The sequence below is a fragment of the Salibacter halophilus genome, from assembly GCF_008806325.1.
Lineage (GTDB): Bacteria > Bacteroidota > Bacteroidia > Flavobacteriales_G > Salibacteraceae > Salibacter > Salibacter halophilus.
The window spans coordinates 210,965-233,315 of sequence record NZ_WACR01000002.1; the positions used below are offsets into that span (position 1 = coordinate 210,965).

A 22,351-nucleotide genomic window follows, 5' to 3' on the forward strand; every position below is an offset into this window, starting at 1 on the left:
TGAGTTGTTTCGTTTTAGTGTTTCACGATCCTGTACACCTTGATCATTTCACCTTGCTTATCTGAAAGCTTGATGAAGTAAAGCGCATTTGCGTAGTCGCTCATTTCGATTCGGTTCTGACCGTTCACGATGCGACCTCTCTGCAATTCACGACCTGTTTGATCGAGCACACTGTAGAGCATGTTCTCTTCCATTCCGCTTACCTGCAGATTTACGTTTCCGCGTGTCGGGTTTGGATAGAGTTTTACTTCTGCTGTGAAAGTGTGCTCTTCAGATCCTGTCAAAATAGTAACTTCAACTGTATCAGTAGCTGCGCAACTATTGCTATCGGTTACTGAGACCCAAATCGTTGTGTCCATTTCAACCTGTACAGAGATGTTTTCTGTCGTCTCTCCTGTGCTCCAAACATTTGTCGCATTCGGATATCCGGTTGAGAAGCTTACGATATGTTGTGGACCAACTCCTGTATCAGCTCCCAGATTTACCATCGGCAATGGGTTTACTGTTACATCTGTTGCACAAGTTGCAGTGTTTCCGCTCAGGTCAACTGCTTCAAATGTCAACTGGTAACTTCCTGCTGAAAGCGAATCACCAGTGAAAATAGATCCTGTGCTTATTACAGTACTAACACAGTTATCAGTACTCGTTGCATCAGTGAACTGGATTTCTCCTTCACAGATTTCAATATCAGCCGGACATGTTATTACCGGAGCAATTGTATCCAAAACAGTTACTGTTGCAGTATTTGAAGAAGTGTTTCCTTTTTCGTCAACTACAGTCAGAACCACATTTTGTGAGCCGGTATCCGCACAACTGAAAGTTGTAATATCCAGACTCATTGTATCGATCGAGCAGTTGTCGCTACTTCCGTTGTCGATGTCGGTTGTTGCAATCGATGCTGTACCTGCGTTATCGAGGTAAACAGTGATGTTTTGTGTCTGAACAACCGGACTTGTAGTATCTTCTACGGTTACCGTTGCGGTTGCTGAACTCATGTTTCCGCTTACATCAGTTGCGGTGAGTGTTACGGTGTTTGAACCTGTATCTGCGCAAGTGAAGTTCGTCACATCGAGACTTAAGTTATCGATCGAACAGTTGTCACTGCTTCCGTTGTCAATATCTGTAGTCGAGATCGATGCTGAACCAGCATTATCGAGGTAAACAGTTACGTTTTGTGTCGCCACAACCGGACTCGTAGTATCTTCTACTGTTACCGTTGCGGTTGCTGAGCTCGTGTTTCCGCTTACATCGGTTGCTGTGAGTGTTACTGAATTCGCTCCTGTGTCAGCACAAGTAAAGCTCGTAACATCAAGCGACAGGTTATCGATCGAGCAGTTATCGTTACTTCCGTTATCGATGTCTGTTGTTGAAATCGATGCTGAACCGCTGTTGTCCAGATAAACAGTTACGTTTTGCGTTGCCACAACCGGACTCGTAGTATCTTCTACGGTTACCGTAGCTGTTGCTGAACTCATGTTTCCGCTTACATCGGTTGCTGTGAGTGATACGGTGTTTGAGCCAGTATCAGCACAAGTGAAGTTTGTTACATCGAGACTTAAGTTATCGATCGAGCAGTTATCGTTACTTCCATTGTCAACGTCAGTTGTTGCAATCGATGCTGAACCTGCGTTGTCTAGGTAAACAGTTACGTTTTGCTTTGCCACAACCGGACTCGTAGTGTCTTCTACAGTTACCGTTGCTGTTGCTGAACTCATGTTTCCGCTTACATCGGTTGCGGTGAGTGTTACTGTGTTAGCACCTGTATCAGCACAAGTGAAGTTCATTACATCGAGACTTAAGTTATCGATCGAGCAGTTATCGTTACTTCCGTTATCGATGTCTGTTGTTGAAATCGATGCTGAACCGCTGTTGTCCAGATAAACAGTTACGTTTTGCGTTGCCACAACCGGACTCGTAGTGTCTTCTACAGTTACCGTTGCTGTTGCTGAACTCATGTTTCCGCTTACATCGGTTGCTGTGAGTGTTACTGTGTTAGCACCTGTATCAGCACAAGTGAAGTTTGTTACATCAAGCGACAGGTTATCGATCGAGCAGTTATCGCTGCTTCCGTTGTCGATATCTGTTGTTGCTATTGATGCTGAGCCGCTGTTGTCCAAGTACACAGTGATGTTTTGGGTCTGAACAACTGGACTCGTAGTATCCTCCACGGTTACCGTAGCAGTTGCTAAACTCATGTTTCCGCTTACATCGGTTGCTGTGAGTGTTACTGTGTTTGATCCTGTATCAGCACAAGTGAAGCTCGTTACATCGAGGCTCAAGTTATCGATTGAGCAGTTGTCGCTACTTCCATTGTCGATATCGGTTGTCGCAATCGATGCTGAACCTGTGTTATCGAGGTAAACAGTGATGTTTTGTGTCGCCACAACCGGACTCGTAGTATCTTCTACTGTTACCGTTGCTGTTGCTGAACTCATGTTTCCGCTTACATCGGTTGCAGTCAATGTTACTGTGTTTGATCCTGTGTCAGCACAAGTAAAGCTCATAACATCAAGTGACAGGTTATCAATCGAGCAGTTATCACTGCTTCCGTTGTCAATATCTGTAGTCGAGATCGGTGCTGAGCCGCTGTTGTCCAAGTACACAGTGATGTTTTGGGTCTGAACAACAGGGTTCACATCATCTCCTACTTCGAGTGACACTGAATCTACAATCGTACATCCATTACCATCGGTTACCGTCAACACATAGGTTCCGACCGAAAGATTACTAACAGTTGAAGTTGTGGCTGAATTGCTCCACAAGTATGAGTAAGGAGCTGTTCCACCTGTTACAACTGATGTGATTTCTCCGTCAGATCCGCCAGGACAAGAAACTGAATCGTTCACGCTCACTGTCAGACCCAATGCAGTTGGCTCTGTAATAGTTACTGAAGTTGAATCGAAACAGCCATTATCATCAGTAATAGTTACTGAATAGGTTCCGGCTGCAATACCTGAAATTGAAGCAGTTGTAGCAGCATTACTCCACATATAATTGTAAGGTGCAGTTCCGCCAGTTGCTGAAGCTGTTGCTCCGCCATTACTTCCTCCGTTGCAAGATATGTTGCTGTCAACAACTGATGCTGCTGTAAGCATTGCAGGCTCAGTAATTGTCAATGAAACTGAATCAAAGCAACCGTTATTATCCGTTACTGTGACGCTATAAGTGCCTGCAGGTACTCCTGTAATTGAAGCTGTAGTTGCTGCGTTACTCCACATGTAGTTGTAAGGTGCAGTTCCGCCTGTCGCTGAAGCAGTTGCTCCGCCATCGCTAGCTCCGTTACATGACACATTGCTATCTGCTACTGAGCTCGCTACTAATGAGGCTGGCTCTGTAATCGTCAATGAGGTTGAGTCGAAACAGCCATTATTGTCTGTTATCGTTACACTGTAAGTTCCTGCTGATACACCAGTAATAGAAGCAGTAGTCGCTGAATTGCTCCACATGTAGTTGTAAGGTGCTGTTCCACCTGTCGCTGAAGCGGTTGCTCCGCCATCACTTGCACCGTTACATGACACATTGCTATCAACAACTGATGCTGCTGCAAGTATTGCCGGTTCTGTAATAGTTACTGAAGTTGAGTCGAAACAGCCATTATTGTCTGTTATCGTTACGCTGTAAGTTCCTGCTGCTACTCCTGTAATCGAGGCTGTTGTTGCAGCATTACTCCAGCTATATGTGTATGACATTGTTCCGCCAGTTGCTGAAGCGGTTGCTCCGCCATCGCTAGCTCCGTTACATGACACATTGCTATCTGCTATCGAACTAGCTACAAGAGATGCAGGCTCAGTAATTGTCAATGAAGTTGAATCGAAACATCCATTATTATCCGTTACTGTGACGCTATAAGTGCCCGCAGGTACGCCTGTAATAGAAGCTGTAGTTGCTGCGTTACTCCACATGTAGTTGTAAGGTGCTGTTCCGCCTGTCGCTGAAGCTGTTGCTCCTCCATCGTTTGCTCCGTTACATGACACATTGCTATCTGCCACTGAGCTCGCTACTAATGAGGCTGGCTCTGTAATCGTCAATGAGGTTGAGTCGAAACAGCCATTATTGTCTGTTATCGTTACGCTGTAAGTTCCTGATGCTACTCCTGTAATCGAGGCTGTTGTTGCAGCATTACTCCAGCTATATGTGTATGGCATTGTTCCACCTGTTGCTAAAGCGGTTGCTCCGCCATTACTTCCTCCGTTGCAAGATATGTTGCTATCTGCTATCGAACTTGCTACAAGTGATGCTGACTCTGTAATTGTCAATGAAGTTGAGTCGAAACAGCCATTATTGTCTGTTATCGTTACGCTGTAAGTTCCTGCTGCTACTCCTGTAATCGAGGCTGTTGTTGCAGCATTACTCCAGCTATATGTGTATGGCATTGTTCCGCCAGTTGCTGAAGCGGTTGCTCCGCCACCGCTAGCTCCGTTACATGACACATTACTATCAACAACTGATGCTGCTGTAAGCATTGCCGGTTCTGTAATCGTCAATGAGGTTGAGTCGAAACAGCCATTATTGTCTGTTATCGTTACACTGTAAGTTCCGGCTAATACACCTGTAATTGAAGCTGTAGTTGCTGAATTGCTCCACATGTAGTTATAAGGTGCTGTTCCACCTGTCGCTAAAGCAGTTGCTCCACCATCACTTGCTCCGTTACATGAGATATTGCTGTCTGCTACTGAGCTAGCTACTAAAGATGCAGGCTCAGTAATTGTCAATGAAGTTGAGTCGAAACAGCCATTATTGTCTGTTATTGTTACACTGTAAGTCCCTGCTCCTACTCCTGTAATTGATGCTGTTGTTGCTGAGTTACTCCATGAATAAGTATAAGGCATTGTTCCGCCAGTTGCTGAAGCTGTTGCTCCTCCATCGGTTGCTCCGTTACATGAGATATTGCTGTCTACTACTGAGCTAGCTACTAAAGATGCTGGCTGAGATAATGTAGTCGAGGCTGAATCAAAACATCCATTTTGATCGGTTATTGTCACTGAATAAGTTCCTGCCCCTAACCCTGTCTCAGTAGCGCTTGTTCCACCAGTATTCCAAGAATATGTGTAAGAACCTGTACCACCAGTTGCAGAGGCAGTAACCTGACCATTTGCATCTCCATTACAGTCTAATGCTGAAGAAACAGATGCAGATGAAACCAAAGAAGTAGGCTGCGTGAGAATAGTCGATGCTGAGTCAAAACATCCATTTTGATCGGTTATCGTAACCGAGTATGTTCCTGCTGATAGCCCAGTATTCAAGGCAGAAGTAGCTCCGTTGTTCCATGAATAAGTATAACTCCCTGTACCACCAGTTGCTGAGGCAAGAGCCTGCCCATCATTACCTCCATTACAAGACAAGTTGCTATTTACAGAGGCTCCTGCAGTTAGCGATACTGGTTCTGTAATATTGATTGAAGCAGAATCAAAACAGCCATTATTGTCTGTTATTGTTACACTGTAAGTCCCTGCTCCTACTCCTGTAATTGATGCTGTTGTTGCTGAGTTACTCCATGAATATGTATAAGGCATTGTTCCGCCAGTTGCTGAAGCTGTTGCTCCGCCATCGGTTGCTCCGTTACATGAGATATTGCTGTCTACTACTGAGCTAGCTACTAAAGATGCTGGCTGAGATAATGTAGTCGAGGCTGAATCAAAACATCCATTTTGATCAGTTATTGTCACTGAATAAGTTCCTGCCCCTAACCCTGTCTCAGTAGCGCTTGTTCCACCAGTATTCCAAGAATATGTGTAAGAACCTGTACCACCAGTTGCTGAGGCAGTAACCTGACCATTTGTATTTCCATTACAATCTATTGTTGAGGATACATTGGCTGATGAAACCAGAGAATTAGGCTGCGTAAGAGTGGTTGAAGAAGAGTCGGTACAACCGTTTTGATCAGTTACTGTTACAGAATAAGTTCCTGCTCCCAACCATGTCTGTGTAGCCGAAGTTCCACCCGTATTCCACGAGTATGTGTAAGGAGCTATACCTCCAGTAGCTGAAGCAGTCGCCTGACCATCTGAATCTCCATTACAATCTATTGCAGAGGAAACATTGGCTGATGAAACAAGTGCTGAAGAAGGTTGTGTAATAGTTGCAGAAGCTGTTGCTATACAACTGTTTCCATCTGTAACTGTAACAGTGTAAGTACCTGCAGCTAGTGAAGATATAGTATTGGTAGAGGAAGAAGTATTTGAAGTACTTGCACCATTAGACCAAGAATATTGAAAATTGGATGTCCCACTACTCTGTGTAACAGTTAGTGAACCCGTACTCCCGCCATTACAAGCAACATTCGTTTGAGAAGTTATCGAGGCTGTCATGGTACATGGAGCTGAAGCAGTATTCCAAACAAAATTATCTAAGCCATGAGAATCCATATTAGCGTTTGCAGTAATTCTAATAGAATCGACAGCGTCAAAATCACTATCTCCAGATACATCCATCGTAGTTGAAAGACCTGTATTCGTTTTATTGTATGATGCTCCTGAAACGGGTGCTCCATTTCTGTAACCTGTAATTGTCACATTAAGTGTACAACAGTTAAAGCAAATAAAATCATTGATAAAATCTAATGAGATTAAATCGAATTCGGTTCCATCAGTAGTAGCAATTGTAGCCGAAGTTACACTTCCTCCTGTAAATAACACGAAGTTATCGCTGTAACCACAAAAGCTTGAACTAGCCCTATGTTCAAAACCTGGACTGTTAGAGGTAGAAGTAAACCTGAATTCTTGGCCATTGTTGGTTATCAAAAAGTTATTAAGATCTTGAGCATTTGTCCAGCCCTGGCTACCAAAACCAATTGTATTTTGTGCTGTGGAACTAAAACAAAAACAAAATATTGACAATAGGGTTAAGAGTGCAATTTTTTTCATCTAATGTTTATGAATAGGTTAATAAATTTCGCCAAAAGTAAACCTACTATTCCATATTCAACATTAAATTCAAATTAATTTTAACTGTATTTTTCTGACAGTGAAAAAATTACACCACATCAAGCAGCGTTCAAAGCCCTCTTACCCTGCTCCACATGCCTGCGATTGTGATTGACGATTACTCTGAACATGTCTCCCAGTTTGAACTTTACAAACTGAGCTATCGAAAGGCGAACTTTAATTTTGTTGAGATCTTTTGAACGGGCAGCATCGATGAGGGATAACCATTTTTCCTGCTGAACAAGAAATTTATCAAGCACATCTCGGTTCACGTTACTCTCAGCAGGCTGCATGCTCTTAGGAGCTTTCATCTTTGTTTCACCAGGTTGCATTTTCTTTGCAAAAAGATCACCGAAGAATCCACTTTTAAATTGGTCAGAACCGGGAGCATCATCAGCTTTGGAAATGCTTTTCTCAAACTCTCTAATGTACAACTCACCAAATTTCACAAGGTGTGCGATACATTCCAACACGCTCCAGGAATCGGGGTTTTCTTTGAAATTCAGCTTTTCATCTTCCATGAGTTTGAATTCCTTGACATCCCCAATGACATTTCTCGTTTGTTGTGCCAATTCGTTGAGTAAAATTGCCCGATCCATTTTCATACTGCAAATTTCAACTTTTTTATTAACGGCTGTGACCATTAAAACTTATTGATAGATTTTTTTGGAAGTATCACCAATTCAACAATACATATCTTTGCGGCATGACAAATGACAAAAAGTTCACTCTTCGTTTTTCAAAATATATTCTCAACTTCAAGAAACCCAGCGGCACTTCTCGTGGGGTAATGACCGAAAAGGAAACGTATTTTTTGGTTCTGACCGATGAAAAATCAAACGTTCAGGGTTGGGGAGAATGTGGATTGCTTCGCGGACTCAGTTTTGACGACAGACCGGGATATGAAGAAAAGCTTCAATGGCTTGTTGAACACATCAACGATGACAGAGCTAAATTGATGAGTCAACTGGCTGAGTGGCCCTCCATTAAAATGGGACTTGAAATGGCTTTCCTCGATTTTGATAATGGTGGCAAACACATTTATTTTGACAGTGATTTTACCAAAGGAAAAAAGCCGATTTCTATTAATGGCCTCATTTGGATGGGTTCTAAAGACGATATGCTCAGTCAAATTGAACAGAAGATAAATGATGGTTTTTCATGTATTAAAATGAAAATTGGCGCCATAAACTTTAAAGAGGAACTCGAATGTCTCAAGTTTATTCGTGACCATTACGACAGCAATAAAATCGAGCTTCGGGTTGATGCCAATGGCGCTTTCGACCCTGATGATGCAGATTACAAACTAGAGGATCTTGCTCAATATGATATTCACTCAATCGAGCAACCCATTAGACCACAACAGTGGGATGAAATGGCTGAGCTCTGCCGCTACTCTCCTATTCCAATTGCCCTGGATGAAGAGTTGATAGGGATTTTTCAATCTGATCTCAAAAAGAGTCTACTCGATGTTATTCAACCACATTACATCATTCTCAAACCTTCGTTGATCGGTGGTTTTGAGTCGGCATCAGAATATGTAAAACTCGCAGAAAAGCGCAATATAGGTTGGTGGGCAACTTCAGCACTGGAATCGAACATCGGGTTAAATGCCATTGCTCAATGGAGTGCCACTACCGGGAATAAAATGCCTCAGGGATTGGGAACGGGCTCGCTTTACACGAACAATTTAGATGGTCCTACTTACGTTGAAAACGGATCATTGCACTACGACACTAATTTTGAATTTCAAACTTTCCTTCCATGATCTTAAAAGTTGGTGAGCTCACAATTCACAGCGACTTACTGGAAGAATCTATCAGTCAGCTATCAGCTCAGCAGCTTTCAATAATGCCTCAGTGGAAGCAAAACATTTTTGTTTTCCTCAAAAGTTGGTTTGATGAAAAGGATTACATCGAAGCGCAAACATCAGGCTCAACAGGAAAACCCAAAACAATAAAACTTTCGAAGGAGAGTATGCGCAATAGCGCAAAGATGACAAATGAATTCTTTGATTTAGGTAATGGTCAGAACGCATTGTTGTGCATGGATGCGCGTTTTATAGCGGGCAAAATGATGATAGTGAGATCTCTGGCAACCGGAATGAACCTCACAATTGTTGAACCTCAATCTGATCTGTCAGATTCACTACAAACAAAGTACGATTTCTCAGCTATGGTTCCTTTACAGGTTAGGGAATCACTTCATGCTCTGGAATCGGTCAAAACGCTGATTATTGGCGGAGGACCTGTTGATACTGACCTTGACAGTAAACTCCGGGAAATTTCAACAAAATGCTACTCGACTTACGGAATGACTGAAACTACGAGTCACGTAGCCATGCGTGCTATAAATGGCTCTGACCGAAGTTCGTGGTACAGAGCAATGCCAGGCGTAAACTTTTCGCTTTCAGATAAGAATACTCTTGTAATTGATGCACCTCACCTGAATGTGAAGCGTTTGGAAACAAACGATGTTGTGGAGCTTCAAAACAATTCATTTAAATGGCTGGGCAGAAGTGATTTTACAGTGAATTCTGGCGGAGTGAAATTACAGCCTGAGTCGATTGAGAAGAAGATAGAAAAATTCATAAATGTCCCGTTTTACCTGACCGGAACTCCTGATGAAAAGCTGGGAGAAAAGTTGATTATGTATATCGAATCTCAGGAAAGTTCAGCAATAAAAAAAGGGCTTGAAAAAGCTTTTCAAACCCTTGATCAATATGAAATTCCAAAGGAAGTTTTCTATCGTGAAAGTCTCGAGAGGACAGAATCGGGAAAGATCAAACGAATCGTTTAGTGATCTTTCACTGCCAAAAGAGGAACTTTCGTGTGGTAAGAAATTTCCTTTGATATACTTTTCTTGAACAGTTTATTCCAAAATGTAACTTTACGCGGAACCACAACGAGTAGATCAGCATTTACTTCTTCGATAAACTCGTCAATTGCTTCCACAATGTTGTCGTCATGTAAGCTGTGAAATCCAAAATCAACGCCATCTAATGTTTGATTGATTTTGAGTCTGTTTTTCTCTTCTTCCAGTGTTTCACCGAGATCACCTGATTTCACAACATGAGTGATATACAAGTGAGCATTGTAATTCTTAGCCAGCGATTTTACAGTATCAAAAACGGCATTATCGCTGATGTCCTGTAAATCTGCAGCAAAAACAATTTTCTTTATCGGGCTGAACAAAAACCCTTCAGGTACTGAGAATACTGGGTATTCAGAATCAGCAATTACTTTTTGAGCATTGCTTCCCAGGAATGTCTTTTTGAGTCCGCTAGCTCCCGTTGTTCCCATCACAACAGCGTCAACATCATTTTGATTTGACCAGTGAGCTACTACATCATCAACAGAACCGTGTCTCGATTCAATATCAACTGTAATCCCTTTATACTTGTTATTAAGGTATTCGAGTTCTTTTTCTAAATCGGCAATACTCTCTTTCTCCAGCATTTCGTCAATAGAAACGAGCATGCCACTAGTACCGGCATTTGGTGTTTCAAAAGAGTTGATTAATGTATAACGAACACCATCTAAACCAAATAGCTTTACAGCATAATCAAATGCGTTGCGGGCATTTTCAGAAAAATCAGTAGGAACTAGGATACTTTTCATCTTAAATGATTTGTCTTTACGATTGAATTAGGTCGTTTCAAAGATACAAAGAACCTTAAATAACAGCAGCTATCGTTGCAATTTTAACGTTGAGGAAATATTTCTCTATCAATTCTGCATCAGGATTAGATCCTGTTACAACTATAGTATTTTGATCTACATTGAGATAAGTGCGTAATTTATCGGGCTGTTCGCCAGTGAATGGATGCACAGCAATGCTACTACAATGTGTTTTGAGATAATCAACCATCATTTTTTGCTGCGCCATATGTTTATTCGAATACTGCGTAACGTAATCGAGTAAACTCACCTCCCACCTCATGCAATAGTCATCAAAAACCTGGCAGAATTGTTTTATCGCGTACAATGACGATGGTGTTCCATCGTCAATGAGGATAATCCTGTGAATTTTCCTCAGTGAATTTGGCAGGATCAGAACCGGCACATTTCCCTTGCATGCTTTATCTGAACAGTTTTGAGCAAAGCGCTTCACTGTTTCATTTTGAGCGATAACTAAATCGGCAAATTGACAGTATTCCGTAAGGCAAAAATCCTGATGATGAATTTTATCGATCGAGAAATTGGATTTTTCCAATTCATTTTGATCGATGATATGTTTAATCAACGATTCATCAACTGAATTCTGCGGCCATCTACCTGATTTGATAAGGGGTAGAATGTTTATCGGTTCTGACCGTGAACCGGCTGATAGCTCGTTATTGCTGAAAACAATTTTAACAGTGTGCTCTGAGTCCCTGAAGTACTCGAGAGCAAAATTGAGAGCTTCAAGGGACTCAAGCGTTGAGTCGAGCAACACTATAATTTGTTTAGCAGCCATGTGTTTTAGTTATTCTGGAAATAGTATCCTGTTATTAGATTTCTTTTCTGGTAATTTCACACTCAGAACCGGAATTTGGGACTCGCTGGCAACCGTTTCAGTAAGACTACCGAGCAATACTTGCGACAATCCTTTTCGGCCATGAGTTGTCATAGCGATTAAATCAGCATTTACTTCCTGTGCAAATTTGTTGATTCCGGCATCTTTTGATTCTTCGTTGTAAATGTTGATCGTATAATTTTTAAGATCGTTGCGATCAGCAAAATCTGTCATCAACTTGCGCGTGTAGGTTGTGGTTTCAAAGTTCTTTGGTGTAATGACTTTGAGCAGATGAAGTTTGGCATCATTGAACTCAGCAAACTCCTGGATTTTTGGAAATACGGGTCTAATTTCAGTGTAGAAACTGGATGCGAAGACGATATTCTCAATTTTAAAATGCTCAATTTTATTCTTGATCACGAGAACAGGTCTCTGTGCAAGTCGCACAACACGCTCTGTATTAGAACCAACAATTCTGCTGGAAAGTTTTTCACCTCTTGCACCCATCACAATGATATCAACATCTATATCACGGGCAGTTTTCACGATAGCTCCTTCGAGCTTTTCCTGAAGGAATACTGACTTTACATTTATTCCTTTGAGCATATCACTGTTCAGCAACTCGTCCATCTTTTTTTGCGACTCTTCTGCTTTGTCCTTTTTAGGAGCAACATGCAGAATATGAAGCGTTGAATTTGTTGTACGAGCTAACTGAGCGCCAATATCAACAGCGTTAGTTGCAAGTTCTGAAAAGTCTGTTGGTATTAAAATATTTTTCATGCCTAAAATCTTTTACAAAGTTGATTTAGGCTGAAAAGTATTAAAATGATTGCAATCAATCCCAAAAATGATAATTATCATAATTTTAGAATTGAATGATGTGCATTAAATATTACCTACTCTAATTAATTTTTCAGGTTCTAAGACCTTGATTTTACGCCCTTTGGTTTCGATGAGTTTCTCATCTTTAAAGTCGTGTAAAAGTCTGATGATGGTTTCAGTTGCTGTTCCCACAATATTCGCCAGGTCTTCGCGAGTAAGATTGATCTCAACTTCCGTATCATCTCCTGCAGCCGGGTCAACATCGTAAGTGTCTTTCAACATTAATAAGGTAACGGCTAATCGCTCACGAACCGATTTTTGAGCTAAGCTTGTAATGTTTTGCGTCATAGCGCCCAACTCGTGACAAGCTGCCTGTAGAAGTTGCTGACCAAAAGAAGGCACTCTCGTGAGCATTCCTAAAAACTCCGATTTTGGGATGAAACAAACTTTAGTGTTCTCGAGTGTTTCTCCTGAAACCGGATACAATTCATCGCTCACCAGTGCTTTATAACCCAGCAAATCACCGCCAGTTGCAATTTTTATTATTTGATCTTTACCGTCATCACCAGTTCTGTAAACCTTGATCTTTCCCTGATTTACACAGTAAACTCCCAGCGGACGTGTTCCTTCGTGAAAGAGAATTTGACCTTTTTTATAGAACGCACAAGATTTGTGATAATTGATGTTTTCTATTTCCTCATCTGGAAGCCCTTTAAAGAGTGAGTCATTTTTCACCCTGCACTCCTCGCAACCTACATAAACTTGCTTACGCATGTGTTACTTTTGATTTCTTTAATGGTTGGTAAATATACAAACTTAGGTACGAATAAAAGATGCATAGAGGTTTAAGCAGGCTTTAATATTTTCCTATTTTTGGAATTAATCCCGAAAAGAAATTAAATTTATTCATGCTAAAACAAAAACTCAATCGGTCAAACCATTAGTTTACAAAAGATTAACCAATTTTCACTCGACTTCATACACTATCTGCACAATTTCTGTAAAACTCAGCAAAATAAAATTTGATGAATAACTTTTTGGGTAAGCTCAATAAAATACTCACACTATTCTTCTTCGCTAGCATCCCGGCTTTTATATATGGTCAGGAAGCAACTCCTGTTGAAGAAGTTGATGGTTTGTTCTACACTGTTCAAATTGGAACATTTTCTTCCCCTGAAACTCCCGAATCAATTGTTGAGTTAAGCGATGTCTATTTTGAAAAAATTGATGATACCAGATACCGCTATTTGGTTGGTGTGTTTCGCGAGATGGAATTTGCCAGAACAAAACAGGAAGAGCTCATCAATGAAGGCTTTAAAGGTGCATTTGTCATCGCTTATGAAAATGGTGACAGGATAAGTTTACGTGTTTTGAGAGAAAGAATGGTTCAGGAAGACGAGAGCTTACAGGATACCAAACTCCCCGTTTTCAAAGAAACACCTACTGAAACCCAAAATGACCCAGACGCAAAATTCAACTTCGAAATAACAAATGGTAATGTTCTCTCAGAAGCCACACGTGAGGTGTCAGATCTATTTGAGAATCAAATTCTCGATTACCGTGAAATGAGACCTGATGTTGACCCTTTAACAGCTGAAGACCTGTTCACCATTAAGTTTGATACAATCAGTCAGGTTGAGCTAGACAGCGCATTATTGAGAGAAGAAATCGAAAGACTACGCAACGACTGGGGGCTCGATTTCAACACCTGGTACATTTACAACTTTGAGCCAGGCCTCGGTCCGGTTGAAGACGTATTTTACAGGCAACGGGCAAACTTCACGCTCGAAATGAACCTACTCAAAGGCGGGCTCTACAACAACCGAAACAAAGCAAAACAACTCGAAAGAGAAATTGAACTCATGGATCTCCGTCACAAAGAAGAAAGTGAACGAGATCGGTATGAAGACCTTTACAACTACACAATTTACCTTTTCAACCTCGAAAAACTCAACTTCATTGACGAACGTGTAAAACTACTAAACCGTAAAAAGCAAATCCTGGAAATGCTCTACACGAGCAAGGATAAAACCTGGGAAGATGTACTCGAGCTTCGTGGGCAAATAACACGCGCTCAAAACATGTACAATAAATGGCAGCAATACAACACCATTCTCAAGGACAAAGTCATGGAAGATTTCCCTGTGGAAAAAGGCCTTACAGCATCAAAACTACCCGTTCTTCAGCTTAGTCCAGATTCCCTTTTCAGTCAGAGCCAAAATGCCAACACCGACACATTGCGTGAACAAATGCAAAGACTGAGAAGAGAAATCATTGAAATTGACCAAAACAGATGGAAAGACGTTGGATTGAGGCCATTCTTGCGTTACACCCTCATTGGAGATAACGGGAATGCTGTGGATCGTTCCTTTTCATCCGGTGGAATCAGCCTCGATATTCCAATTAACTGGAAGGGCCGCAATTCCCTAACTCAGGCACAAATCAATGCCATTACAAATGTCGACTACGTCAAAGAGAAAAATGACAATCACGAGTTGTTGAACTACTATTATGAATACGAATACAAACTAGAACAACTCATTACACTACAATACAACTATGGAAAAATAGAAGAACGCCTACGCAAACAAATCATACTGTATCAATTCAAAGATCCAAAATTTAGTCCATTAGTAGCCGTACAGTACCTCGATGAAATGCTTTCCACACGTATTGAAATGATAGACACCAAACAAATGCTCTATCTCAAGATCATCAAAATAATGGAATACATGCAAAGCTACTCCCCACTTCAGTTTTCTGATGTACTGGATCTGAACGAAAAAACAAGGAAGTACAAGAACAAACGCGACATGTACTGTTGGTCCGATTTTTTCTACAATCAAAACAACCTATTCCTCATACATTATCTAAAGGTCAATGAAGTTCGCAACTTTATCCTTTCGGTCGGAACCGAGATAAACCGCAACAAAGTAGAAGACTTCGTGCAACTGGCAAACCGCTATGATGTTAACATGCACGGTATGATTGGTAATAACGGCCTTGCACTCGATGTTCAACCCGATGCTATTTTAGAGTATGTAGAGCGTTTTCATCAAATGGGTTTTAAGGGAATTCATTTTGATATTGAGCCACAAACATTCCCAGACTGGGACGGAAACAAAGAAATGTACTTAAATAATTTAAAAGAAACTTTTAGAATTGCACGAAAGCTATGCAACGATCGCGGCATGAAATTAAGTGCATCTATACCTACCTATTACCCTGAAGAGCAACTACCTGAAATTTACAGCTTGCTCGACAAAGTATATTTAATGGCCTATGAGCGGCCTGACATAGAGTTCATTGCTCGTAAAACAAGTGAAGAGTTCGCGCTAAATAAAGAGAAAACTGTTCTTTCTTTGCGCACTAAAGATTTTAATAATCGTTTAGTCATGGAAAAATTTATTGAAGCATTAGATGCAGAAATACAATTTGAAGAAATGGCAATTCACGACTTGGGCACATTGTTTGAGATGGACTACGCAACCTCATTTGAAGAATGAAAAAATTTCATTTTAAAACACAAGAAAGCATTATTAAGGGGATCGAGGAAAAGCCGGTTAAAAAAGGCTTTAACTGGGATCGCGTGATCTACCTCGTTACACTCTTAATTATTGTAGTGAGCTTCGGTTCATACTTCATCAGCAAGAGTATTAAAGTTACTGCTGAGTCTGAAGTAATAATGGACAAGTTCAACGTAACTTTTACTAACGATGTTATCGTTACCGAATTTTACGTTGAAGAAGGCGATTCAGTAAGAAAAGGAGATAGTTTGTTTAACTATATCCTCTCAAGAGAAGCTGATGATGATAATATGTTCATGTCTAACAAAAACGATCGAGGATACTCTAAAGAAACTGAGAACTATCTTGTTAGGGAAAAACTTCAAACTGAACGTGATCTTCAAAAAGCCAGAATGGAAATCAAATCTCTTGAACGAGAAGTTGAAGCATTAAAGAAGGAAATCGATAGAACTGAGAAGAAAGTATTCCTGGATGTAGAGCCTCCATCAGCTATTACTAGTCTCAAGAAAGATATTAGTGACGCTGAAATGGAAATGAGTCAGCAAGAAGACGAAATTGATTACTTGAAAAACTACCTGGCCATAACCAATAAAAAACTAGAAAACCTCAGGTCTCAAATTCCGCAGGTAAATATAGGGGAGTTACAGGGTATTTTAAGTGGCGAAGTTAATCGACCTGAAGAATACACTTATATCTCTCCCAAATCGGGAATGATCTCTCAGGTTTACGCAAGAAGTGATGAAGTTCGCTACAAGTCAACTCTTGTTTTGGATATTATAGAATATCAGGGATTGCACATCCTCGCCTACTTTAGACAGGAAGATCTCAAGTACATTGATGCAGGAGATAAAGTGGAAGTAACATTCCCTGATGGTACAAAAAGTGCCGGTATCATTGATAAGTTGTATCCTAAAACAGCTACAATGCCGGATAGATTGTACGACTCGGGAAGTAAAGTTGAACGAAGAATTAGAGCGGTTGTTGTACCACTAAATGTTGAAGAAGCATCTAAATGGTATGGCTTTTACAAGATCAACGTGATCGTTTCTAAGTCTAAATACTTTTAGTAAATGGATCAGGTACAAGACAATGTTACCATAAAGCGCATTGAAAACGACTACGATAAGGAGATCGTTTTAGTAAGTGATTACGAGAATTTCGATATAAAGAAAGTCCCGTTATACGATGCGCTTATTCTGGACTACACAGAAAGAGACAAGTGTTTAAAGGCTCTTCGTGATGTGAGGGGTTCAGGTATTGAAAGTATTTATCTCATCCCTCTTTTCGTACTTAGCATTGCTGAGATCAAGAACCAGGAAATTGTTGAATTGGCTGACGGTATCATCAACAATATTCAAACTGATACAATTAACACGTTTGTTGAAAACGTAAAAAGCAAGAGAAGACAACTCAAGCCATTTAATATGAATGCTGAGATTAATAAGAATCTCATTAAAATGTTGCGTTTTTCATTCAGCCGTGATAAAGAATTAAAACCCGTTAAAGATCGCCACCACATTATTGGTTTTAAATATCCTATTTTGAGTTTGAGCCTTGGTGATGATAATGCCAGGATGCAAATTCAAACTGTTCACGAAGCAGTTGAAAAGGAGTTTTTTAAAGCTGAATACGTAGATCGCCTTCACCTTTGTGGTAATTGTAGTTCAGGGTTTTTGAATTACAAAGAACTCGATCCTGAAACGAATTCATCTCACCTTGAGACTGAAAACCTCATCCACCACTTTACCTGTGCTTACATAGGTCCGGAAAGTGACTTTGTTAGAGGCGATCAATATATTTGTCCCAAGTGTAACAAAACGCTGAGACACATCGGTGTGGATTACGACAAACCGAGTGTGATGTACCACGTTGTTGGATCTGACCGATACTTTCAGGAACCTGTTATGAAGGCTGAATGTATGAGTTGCGGACGCCAAAACGAGGTTGAAGGATTGCAACAATACGATGTTTACAATCTTGCTTTAACTGAGGAAGGAAAAGAAGAGGCAATACAACCTAAAGGCTCGCAAAGCGTTCAGGATGTTGTTTACAGTGGCTTCATTACTTACAGCACATTTGGAACCTTCCTGCGTTACGAAATTGAGCGAGTAAAAACATCAACAAGAAACAGTTCTATCGGACTCATCAGGCTGAATATAACATCCAAAATGGAGTCTGAGTTAGGAACTCGTTACGGTAAAATCATTGAGGAAATTTCATCGTTTATTTCGAATAACACAGACAGTTCTTGTATCTTGTCTAGATCGATGCATTCATTTTTCATACTTTTCCCAGACACACCGCTTGAGAAATGCCAAATGAAAATTGAAAAAATTAAATCGGCTGTTATTGAACTGTTGAAAAATAACGTGAAAGACCAAAATATTAATGTTCACTCTACTGTTCGTGAAATCACTCCAACAAGTGAGTATCAAACTGTTTTAAACGACCTTAGAGCAAGCATCCTAAACGACTAGTACATGTTTGTCGATTACTGGGAGTACTTCGTAGATTACTGGTTTGAAAAAAGTTACCTCGAAATCATCAGAACATTTTGGTACTTTTTCATCCTGGAACTACCCCGTTTCTTACTTTTCGACTTCATCATAGTTATTTCGGTAATTCTCAACAGGCAAAACCTGAGAAGACGCTATCAAAAAGCCCGTAAACTGCTATGGGCTGAAATGCCGCTCATCTCAGTAATTGTCCCCGGTAAAAATGAGGGAAAACACCTCTATAAATTAGTCAATTCATTAAAGGAACAAACCTACTTCAACTACGAACTCATTGTTGTCGATGACGGATCAGACGATGAAACACCACTCATTGGGCGTGATCTCGAAAAGAACGGATACATCGATAAGTTTGTACGAAATGATGTGAGGGGCGGAAAAGCGAGTGCAGCAAACCTGGCATTGCGCTATACAAACGGAAAATATATCGTTCACCTCGATGCTGATACCTCATTTGATCGCGATTCAATTGAAAACATACTACTCCCCTTTTACTTTGGTGAAAACATTGGAGCTGTAGGAGGCAACATTAAAGTCCGCAACGCTGAAGATAGCTTTTGCTCAACCTTACAGGCTATCGAATACCTGAATACGATTTCCATGGGTAGAATTGTATCTACTGAATTGGGTATTTACCGAATTATATCAGGTGCTTTTGGCGCTTTCAGAACCGATGTAATCAAGCGTTTAGGTGGCTGGGACATCGGTCCGGGTCTTGATGGTGATATTACCGTGAAATTCAGAAAACTGGGTTACAAAATTCACTTTGAGCCAAAAGCTGTAGGTCTCACAAATGCACCTACCAACTTCCCCACTTTGAGCAAGCAAAGATTACGTTGGTCAAAATCACTGATTCGTTTTAGAATTCGCAAACACAGCGATATTTATATTCCCGGAAAAAATTTCAACCTCCTCAATTTCATTTCCTTTATCGAAAACGTTACTTATGATGTAATTCTGAACTTCCTGTGGTGGTTTTACATCCTGGACATCGTCATCAACAATATGCGCATGCTTGCGATCATTATTCCGCTCAAAGTATTCATGTACATGATCATGGATTTTGTACAGTTTACACTTATCCTCATGATCAGCGAACGCTGGAAAAAAGAACTAAAACTGTACCTGTATCTTCCGGCAATGGTATTCTACAACAGTTATTACATGCGTTTCATAAGGACAATGGCCTACTTCAAGGAAATCTTTTGGTTCAGTTCTTACAAAGATCCGTGGAACCCTGCCAAAACATCTATCAAAGCCTTTAGAAACAAGCTTTAGTTTGTTTTCACTTCAAATGGAACGATAAGCCTAACGATCAAATTTCTACCAGGCTCCGGCAGGTTTAGCAATCTGTATCGGTTAAGATGGCTCAAATAACGTTGGTCAAATAGGTTTTGGACTTCAAACCGCAGTGTAAAAGGAAAATCACCACCATTTTCAAAACCGGCCCATGCAGATGTAACATGATAACCTGGCGTAGCTTTTTCATTGCGATCAACACGGTTCTGATCAAAAACTATTTGATGTCTAATTCCAATTTTCATTTCACGGTCAGAGCCGAGCTGAGTAGCGTACTCAACTTCATGACTAAATCTGAATGGCGGAGTAAATGGGAGAGGCAAATAAGTATCGAGGTTGTAATTGTGAACATAAGCAGACTGGTGCCTGAATGTCAAGTGCTCATTTAGCCTGTATTGGATGGACAACTCGTAACCTGTGTAAATAGCATCGTGCTGAGTGTACTCCCACAATTGATCACCTTCAGGCAGCCTGGAAAAACGATTCGATGGTCGCAGGTAAATGAAATCTTCAAAATAGTTAAAGTAAGTTGACGCATTGATTTTCCATCTTTGAAGATTAGATTCAAAAGAAAGATCAAACTGGTAGCCGTGTTCGCTGGATAAATCTGAGCTTCCCTTTTCATGTCTAAAAGTTCCGTGGTGTACTCCATCGCTGGCTAACTCGGCAGCTGTAGGGAATCTAAAACTCTTTCCTATGTTCAGCTTCAGTTCATTTTTAGAATTAATATCGTACCGCAAACCTACGCTCCCAGACCAACTGGAAAATTGCTCATCGAGCGCTTCATTTTTACTAAAATAGATTGTGTCACGTTCAGAGTTCAAGATCAACCTTTCATGAGCTGTTGTATTGACACTTCCTATATCATAGCGCAATCCACCGGTAAAAAACAAACTCTCATTAACTTTTCGTTTTGCCAGTGAAAACAGACCAAAACGCTGTGTTCTGTGCTCGGGGATTAAAAATTCGAACCCATCAATTTTATTCTGCTGCCATTCAGTGCTCAACCCCGTTATAGATGTCCATTCGCCTATTGATGTTTCCAGTTCAAGGCGAGAAGTAAAAGTAACGAGATCCAGGTTGAGTGCATTTGAATCAAGAATCGTTGTAGCCCCATGAGAATGAGGTTCTGAAAACTCAGACCTCACGTTTTGTTGTACTCCTGTTTTGACACGTAAAATCGATTCACCTAAATAATAGTTACCCTGAAAAGTAGCCATATCGTGCTGAATCTCTTGCCTCGGTAAATCGATATCGCGACTGTCTCCATCAGATTGTAAATCGTAAGCTCTTGGAATTCCGATTGAGCCGGGAAACATTCCTATATCCATATTGTAAGATGATACATTAATACGTGTTGTACCCCAATCGCGCTGCAATCCTATTTCACCTCCGTAATGAAGCTCATTCCCCGCTGTGTTTTTTAATTCACTTTCTGCAATTGGAAGTATGTATCGGTTGTAGTTGAATGAATCAGCCGGAACCTGATAGTCTCCAAACGTTTTGTAAGTAACTCTACCTCTAACAAATACACCATTATTGTTGTATGCCAGCTTAGAACTAGCTCCAAAAGTATTGTTGTTAGATTTATAAAATGTTTGCGCTTTACCCTGAATTACATCTTCACGAGGAACCGGAGCCGGTAAAATATTGATAACACCTCCAAGTCCGTCAGATCCATAGAGTAACGAGCTGGGGCCTTTTACAACCTCTACTCTTTCAACTCCAAACTGATCGATTTCGAGTCCGTGATCAGCGCCCCATTGCTGACCGTTTTGCTTGACTCCATTATTGTTCACCAAAACACGGTTGAAGCTGAGTCCGCGAATAACCGGTTTGCTAACTCCCACTCCGGTATTTAGAGCATTTATTCCCGGAATCTTTTCTAGTGTTTCTACAAAATTGTTTCCGCTGTTTTGCTCAAAAAAATCAGCCGTTAACTCTTTGTTGTCAAGAGCATCGTGATCAGTAGCTTTATGTCCCTCAATAATGATTTCATCAATATTTTGGACAGAATGAGTCAGTGAAATTTCGATGTGCTTATTACTCCTTACATCAATGGTATCAACGTAATCATGAAATCCCAGGCTTGTAATCTTAAAAACATGTGTTCCTTCAGGAACTTTAATAGTGAACCGGCCATTGTTATCAGTTGCTGATAACATAAACGTATCTAACAATTGCACATAGGCATCTGGCACAGCGTGCCCGTGTTCGTCAACTACAGTGCCGGAGAGCCTGAATGTTGTTTGGCTCTGACCGTAAACGAAAAAGGTTAAAAGAAGAAAAGTTAAGGCTATTTTACGCACGCTGACAAGTCTTACAAATGCCGTTCGCTACCATGTAAACATCATTGATCATGAGGTCCTTTGGTAAATTCATTTCAGGAATTGGAAGGTCGAGACAATAACTGTTTCCGCATTTTGTGCAGTGGAAATGAACATGATCATCCTCATGACTGGAAACATCACAATGGTCAGAACACAGCGAAAAACGTACCGTTCCTGTTTCATCGTACACTTTGTGCAAAAGTCCTTTTTCCTCAAAAGAATTGAGCGTTCTGTAAAGTGTAACACGATCAAAATGTTCTCCCAGCTTACTCTCTAACTCAGCATGAGAAAGGGCTTTACCGGCACTAAGGTACTCTTTCAAAACCTCAGTTCGGGTAGCTGTTTTGCGTAAATTGTGTTTCTTTAAAAGTTCAGTTGCTTCCATATAATGAAACTTTGTTGCATTTACTTTTGCAATTTAGTTGCATTTGCAATAGTAT

At 40.6% G+C, this 22,351-nt stretch carries 14 protein-coding genes; 6 read left to right on the top strand and 8 right to left on the bottom strand.

What is annotated here, in order from left to right:
• Positions 1–14 precede the first annotated feature (14 nt).
• Both F3059_RS03055 and F3059_RS03060 read right to left on the bottom strand, forming a co-directional pair.
• Entirely contained in the window at positions 15–6,863 is a 6,849-nt protein-coding gene (locus F3059_RS03055) for a T9SS type A sorting domain-containing protein (protein ID WP_151166472.1), read from the bottom strand.
• A gap of 119 nt (positions 6,864–6,982) precedes the next feature.
• Positions 6,983–7,528, bottom strand: a complete 546-nt coding sequence (locus tag F3059_RS03060) for a DinB family protein (protein WP_170265013.1) — start codon at positions 7,526–7,528, stop codon at positions 6,983–6,985.
• A 101-nt stretch (positions 7,529–7,629) separates the two neighbouring features.
• Here F3059_RS03060 and F3059_RS03065 point away from each other — a divergent pair, with 101 nt between their 5' ends.
• Positions 7,630–8,691: an o-succinylbenzoate synthase gene (locus F3059_RS03065; protein ID WP_151166474.1), complete on the top strand. Its 1,062-nt coding sequence runs from the start codon at positions 7,630–7,632 to the stop codon at positions 8,689–8,691.
• A complete protein-coding gene (locus F3059_RS03070; protein WP_151166475.1) occupies positions 8,688–9,722 on the top strand; it encodes an AMP-binding protein in 1,035 nt (344 codons plus the stop codon). Before F3059_RS03065 ends, F3059_RS03070 begins: the two co-directional genes overlap by 4 nt.
• Here the strand turns inward: F3059_RS03070 and F3059_RS03075 are convergent.
• The 4 genes from F3059_RS03075 to F3059_RS03090 form a co-directional block, all read right to left on the bottom strand.
• Complete coding sequence (locus F3059_RS03075; protein WP_151166476.1) at positions 9,719–10,543, bottom strand: universal stress protein; 825 nt, start codon at positions 10,541–10,543, stop codon at positions 9,719–9,721. The genes F3059_RS03070 and F3059_RS03075 overlap by 4 nt on opposite strands.
• 55 nt (positions 10,544–10,598) lie before the next feature.
• A complete protein-coding gene (locus F3059_RS03080; protein WP_151166477.1) occupies positions 10,599–11,381 on the bottom strand; it encodes a hypothetical protein in 783 nt (260 codons plus the stop codon).
• A 9-nt stretch (positions 11,382–11,390) separates the two neighbouring features.
• Positions 11,391–12,200 carry a universal stress protein gene (locus F3059_RS03085; protein ID WP_151166478.1) on the bottom strand — a complete coding sequence of 270 codons (810 nt, stop codon included), beginning with the start codon at positions 12,198–12,200 and terminating at the stop codon, positions 11,391–11,393.
• A 105-nt stretch (positions 12,201–12,305) separates the two neighbouring features.
• Positions 12,306–13,016: a Crp/Fnr family transcriptional regulator gene (locus F3059_RS03090; RefSeq protein WP_151166479.1), complete on the bottom strand. Its 711-nt coding sequence runs from the start codon at positions 13,014–13,016 to the stop codon at positions 12,306–12,308.
• Positions 13,017–13,267: 251 nt separating this feature from the next.
• On the opposite strand from F3059_RS03090, the gene F3059_RS03095 reads away from it, so the two are divergent.
• The 4 genes from F3059_RS03095 to F3059_RS03110 are packed head-to-tail and all read left to right on the top strand — an operon-like array spanning position 13,268 to position 19,560.
• Positions 13,268–15,748, top strand: coding sequence for a hypothetical protein (locus F3059_RS03095; RefSeq protein ID WP_151166480.1), 2,481 nt, complete (start codon positions 13,268–13,270; stop codon positions 15,746–15,748).
• A complete protein-coding gene (locus F3059_RS03100) occupies positions 15,745–16,836 on the top strand; it encodes an HlyD family secretion protein (RefSeq protein ID WP_151166481.1) in 1,092 nt (363 codons plus the stop codon). The genes F3059_RS03095 and F3059_RS03100 overlap by 4 nt, the downstream gene beginning before the upstream one ends.
• A gap of 3 nt (positions 16,837–16,839) precedes the next feature.
• Entirely contained in the window at positions 16,840–18,246 is a 1,407-nt protein-coding gene (locus F3059_RS03105) for a TackOD1 domain-containing metal-binding protein (RefSeq protein ID WP_151166482.1), read from the top strand.
• Between the two features lie 3 nt (positions 18,247–18,249).
• Positions 18,250–19,560, top strand: coding sequence for a glycosyltransferase family 2 protein (locus F3059_RS03110; RefSeq protein ID WP_151166483.1), 1,311 nt, complete (start codon positions 18,250–18,252; stop codon positions 19,558–19,560).
• Here F3059_RS03110 and F3059_RS03115 read toward each other — a convergent pair.
• Both F3059_RS03115 and F3059_RS03120 read right to left on the bottom strand, forming a co-directional pair.
• Entirely contained in the window at positions 19,557–21,890 is a 2,334-nt protein-coding gene (locus F3059_RS03115; RefSeq protein WP_151166484.1) for a TonB-dependent receptor, read from the bottom strand. The genes F3059_RS03110 and F3059_RS03115 overlap by 4 nt on opposite strands.
• A complete protein-coding gene (locus tag F3059_RS03120) occupies positions 21,883–22,296 on the bottom strand; it encodes a Fur family transcriptional regulator (protein ID WP_151166485.1) in 414 nt (137 codons plus the stop codon). The genes F3059_RS03115 and F3059_RS03120 overlap by 8 nt, the downstream gene beginning before the upstream one ends.
• Between the last annotated feature and the right edge of the window lie 55 nt (positions 22,297–22,351).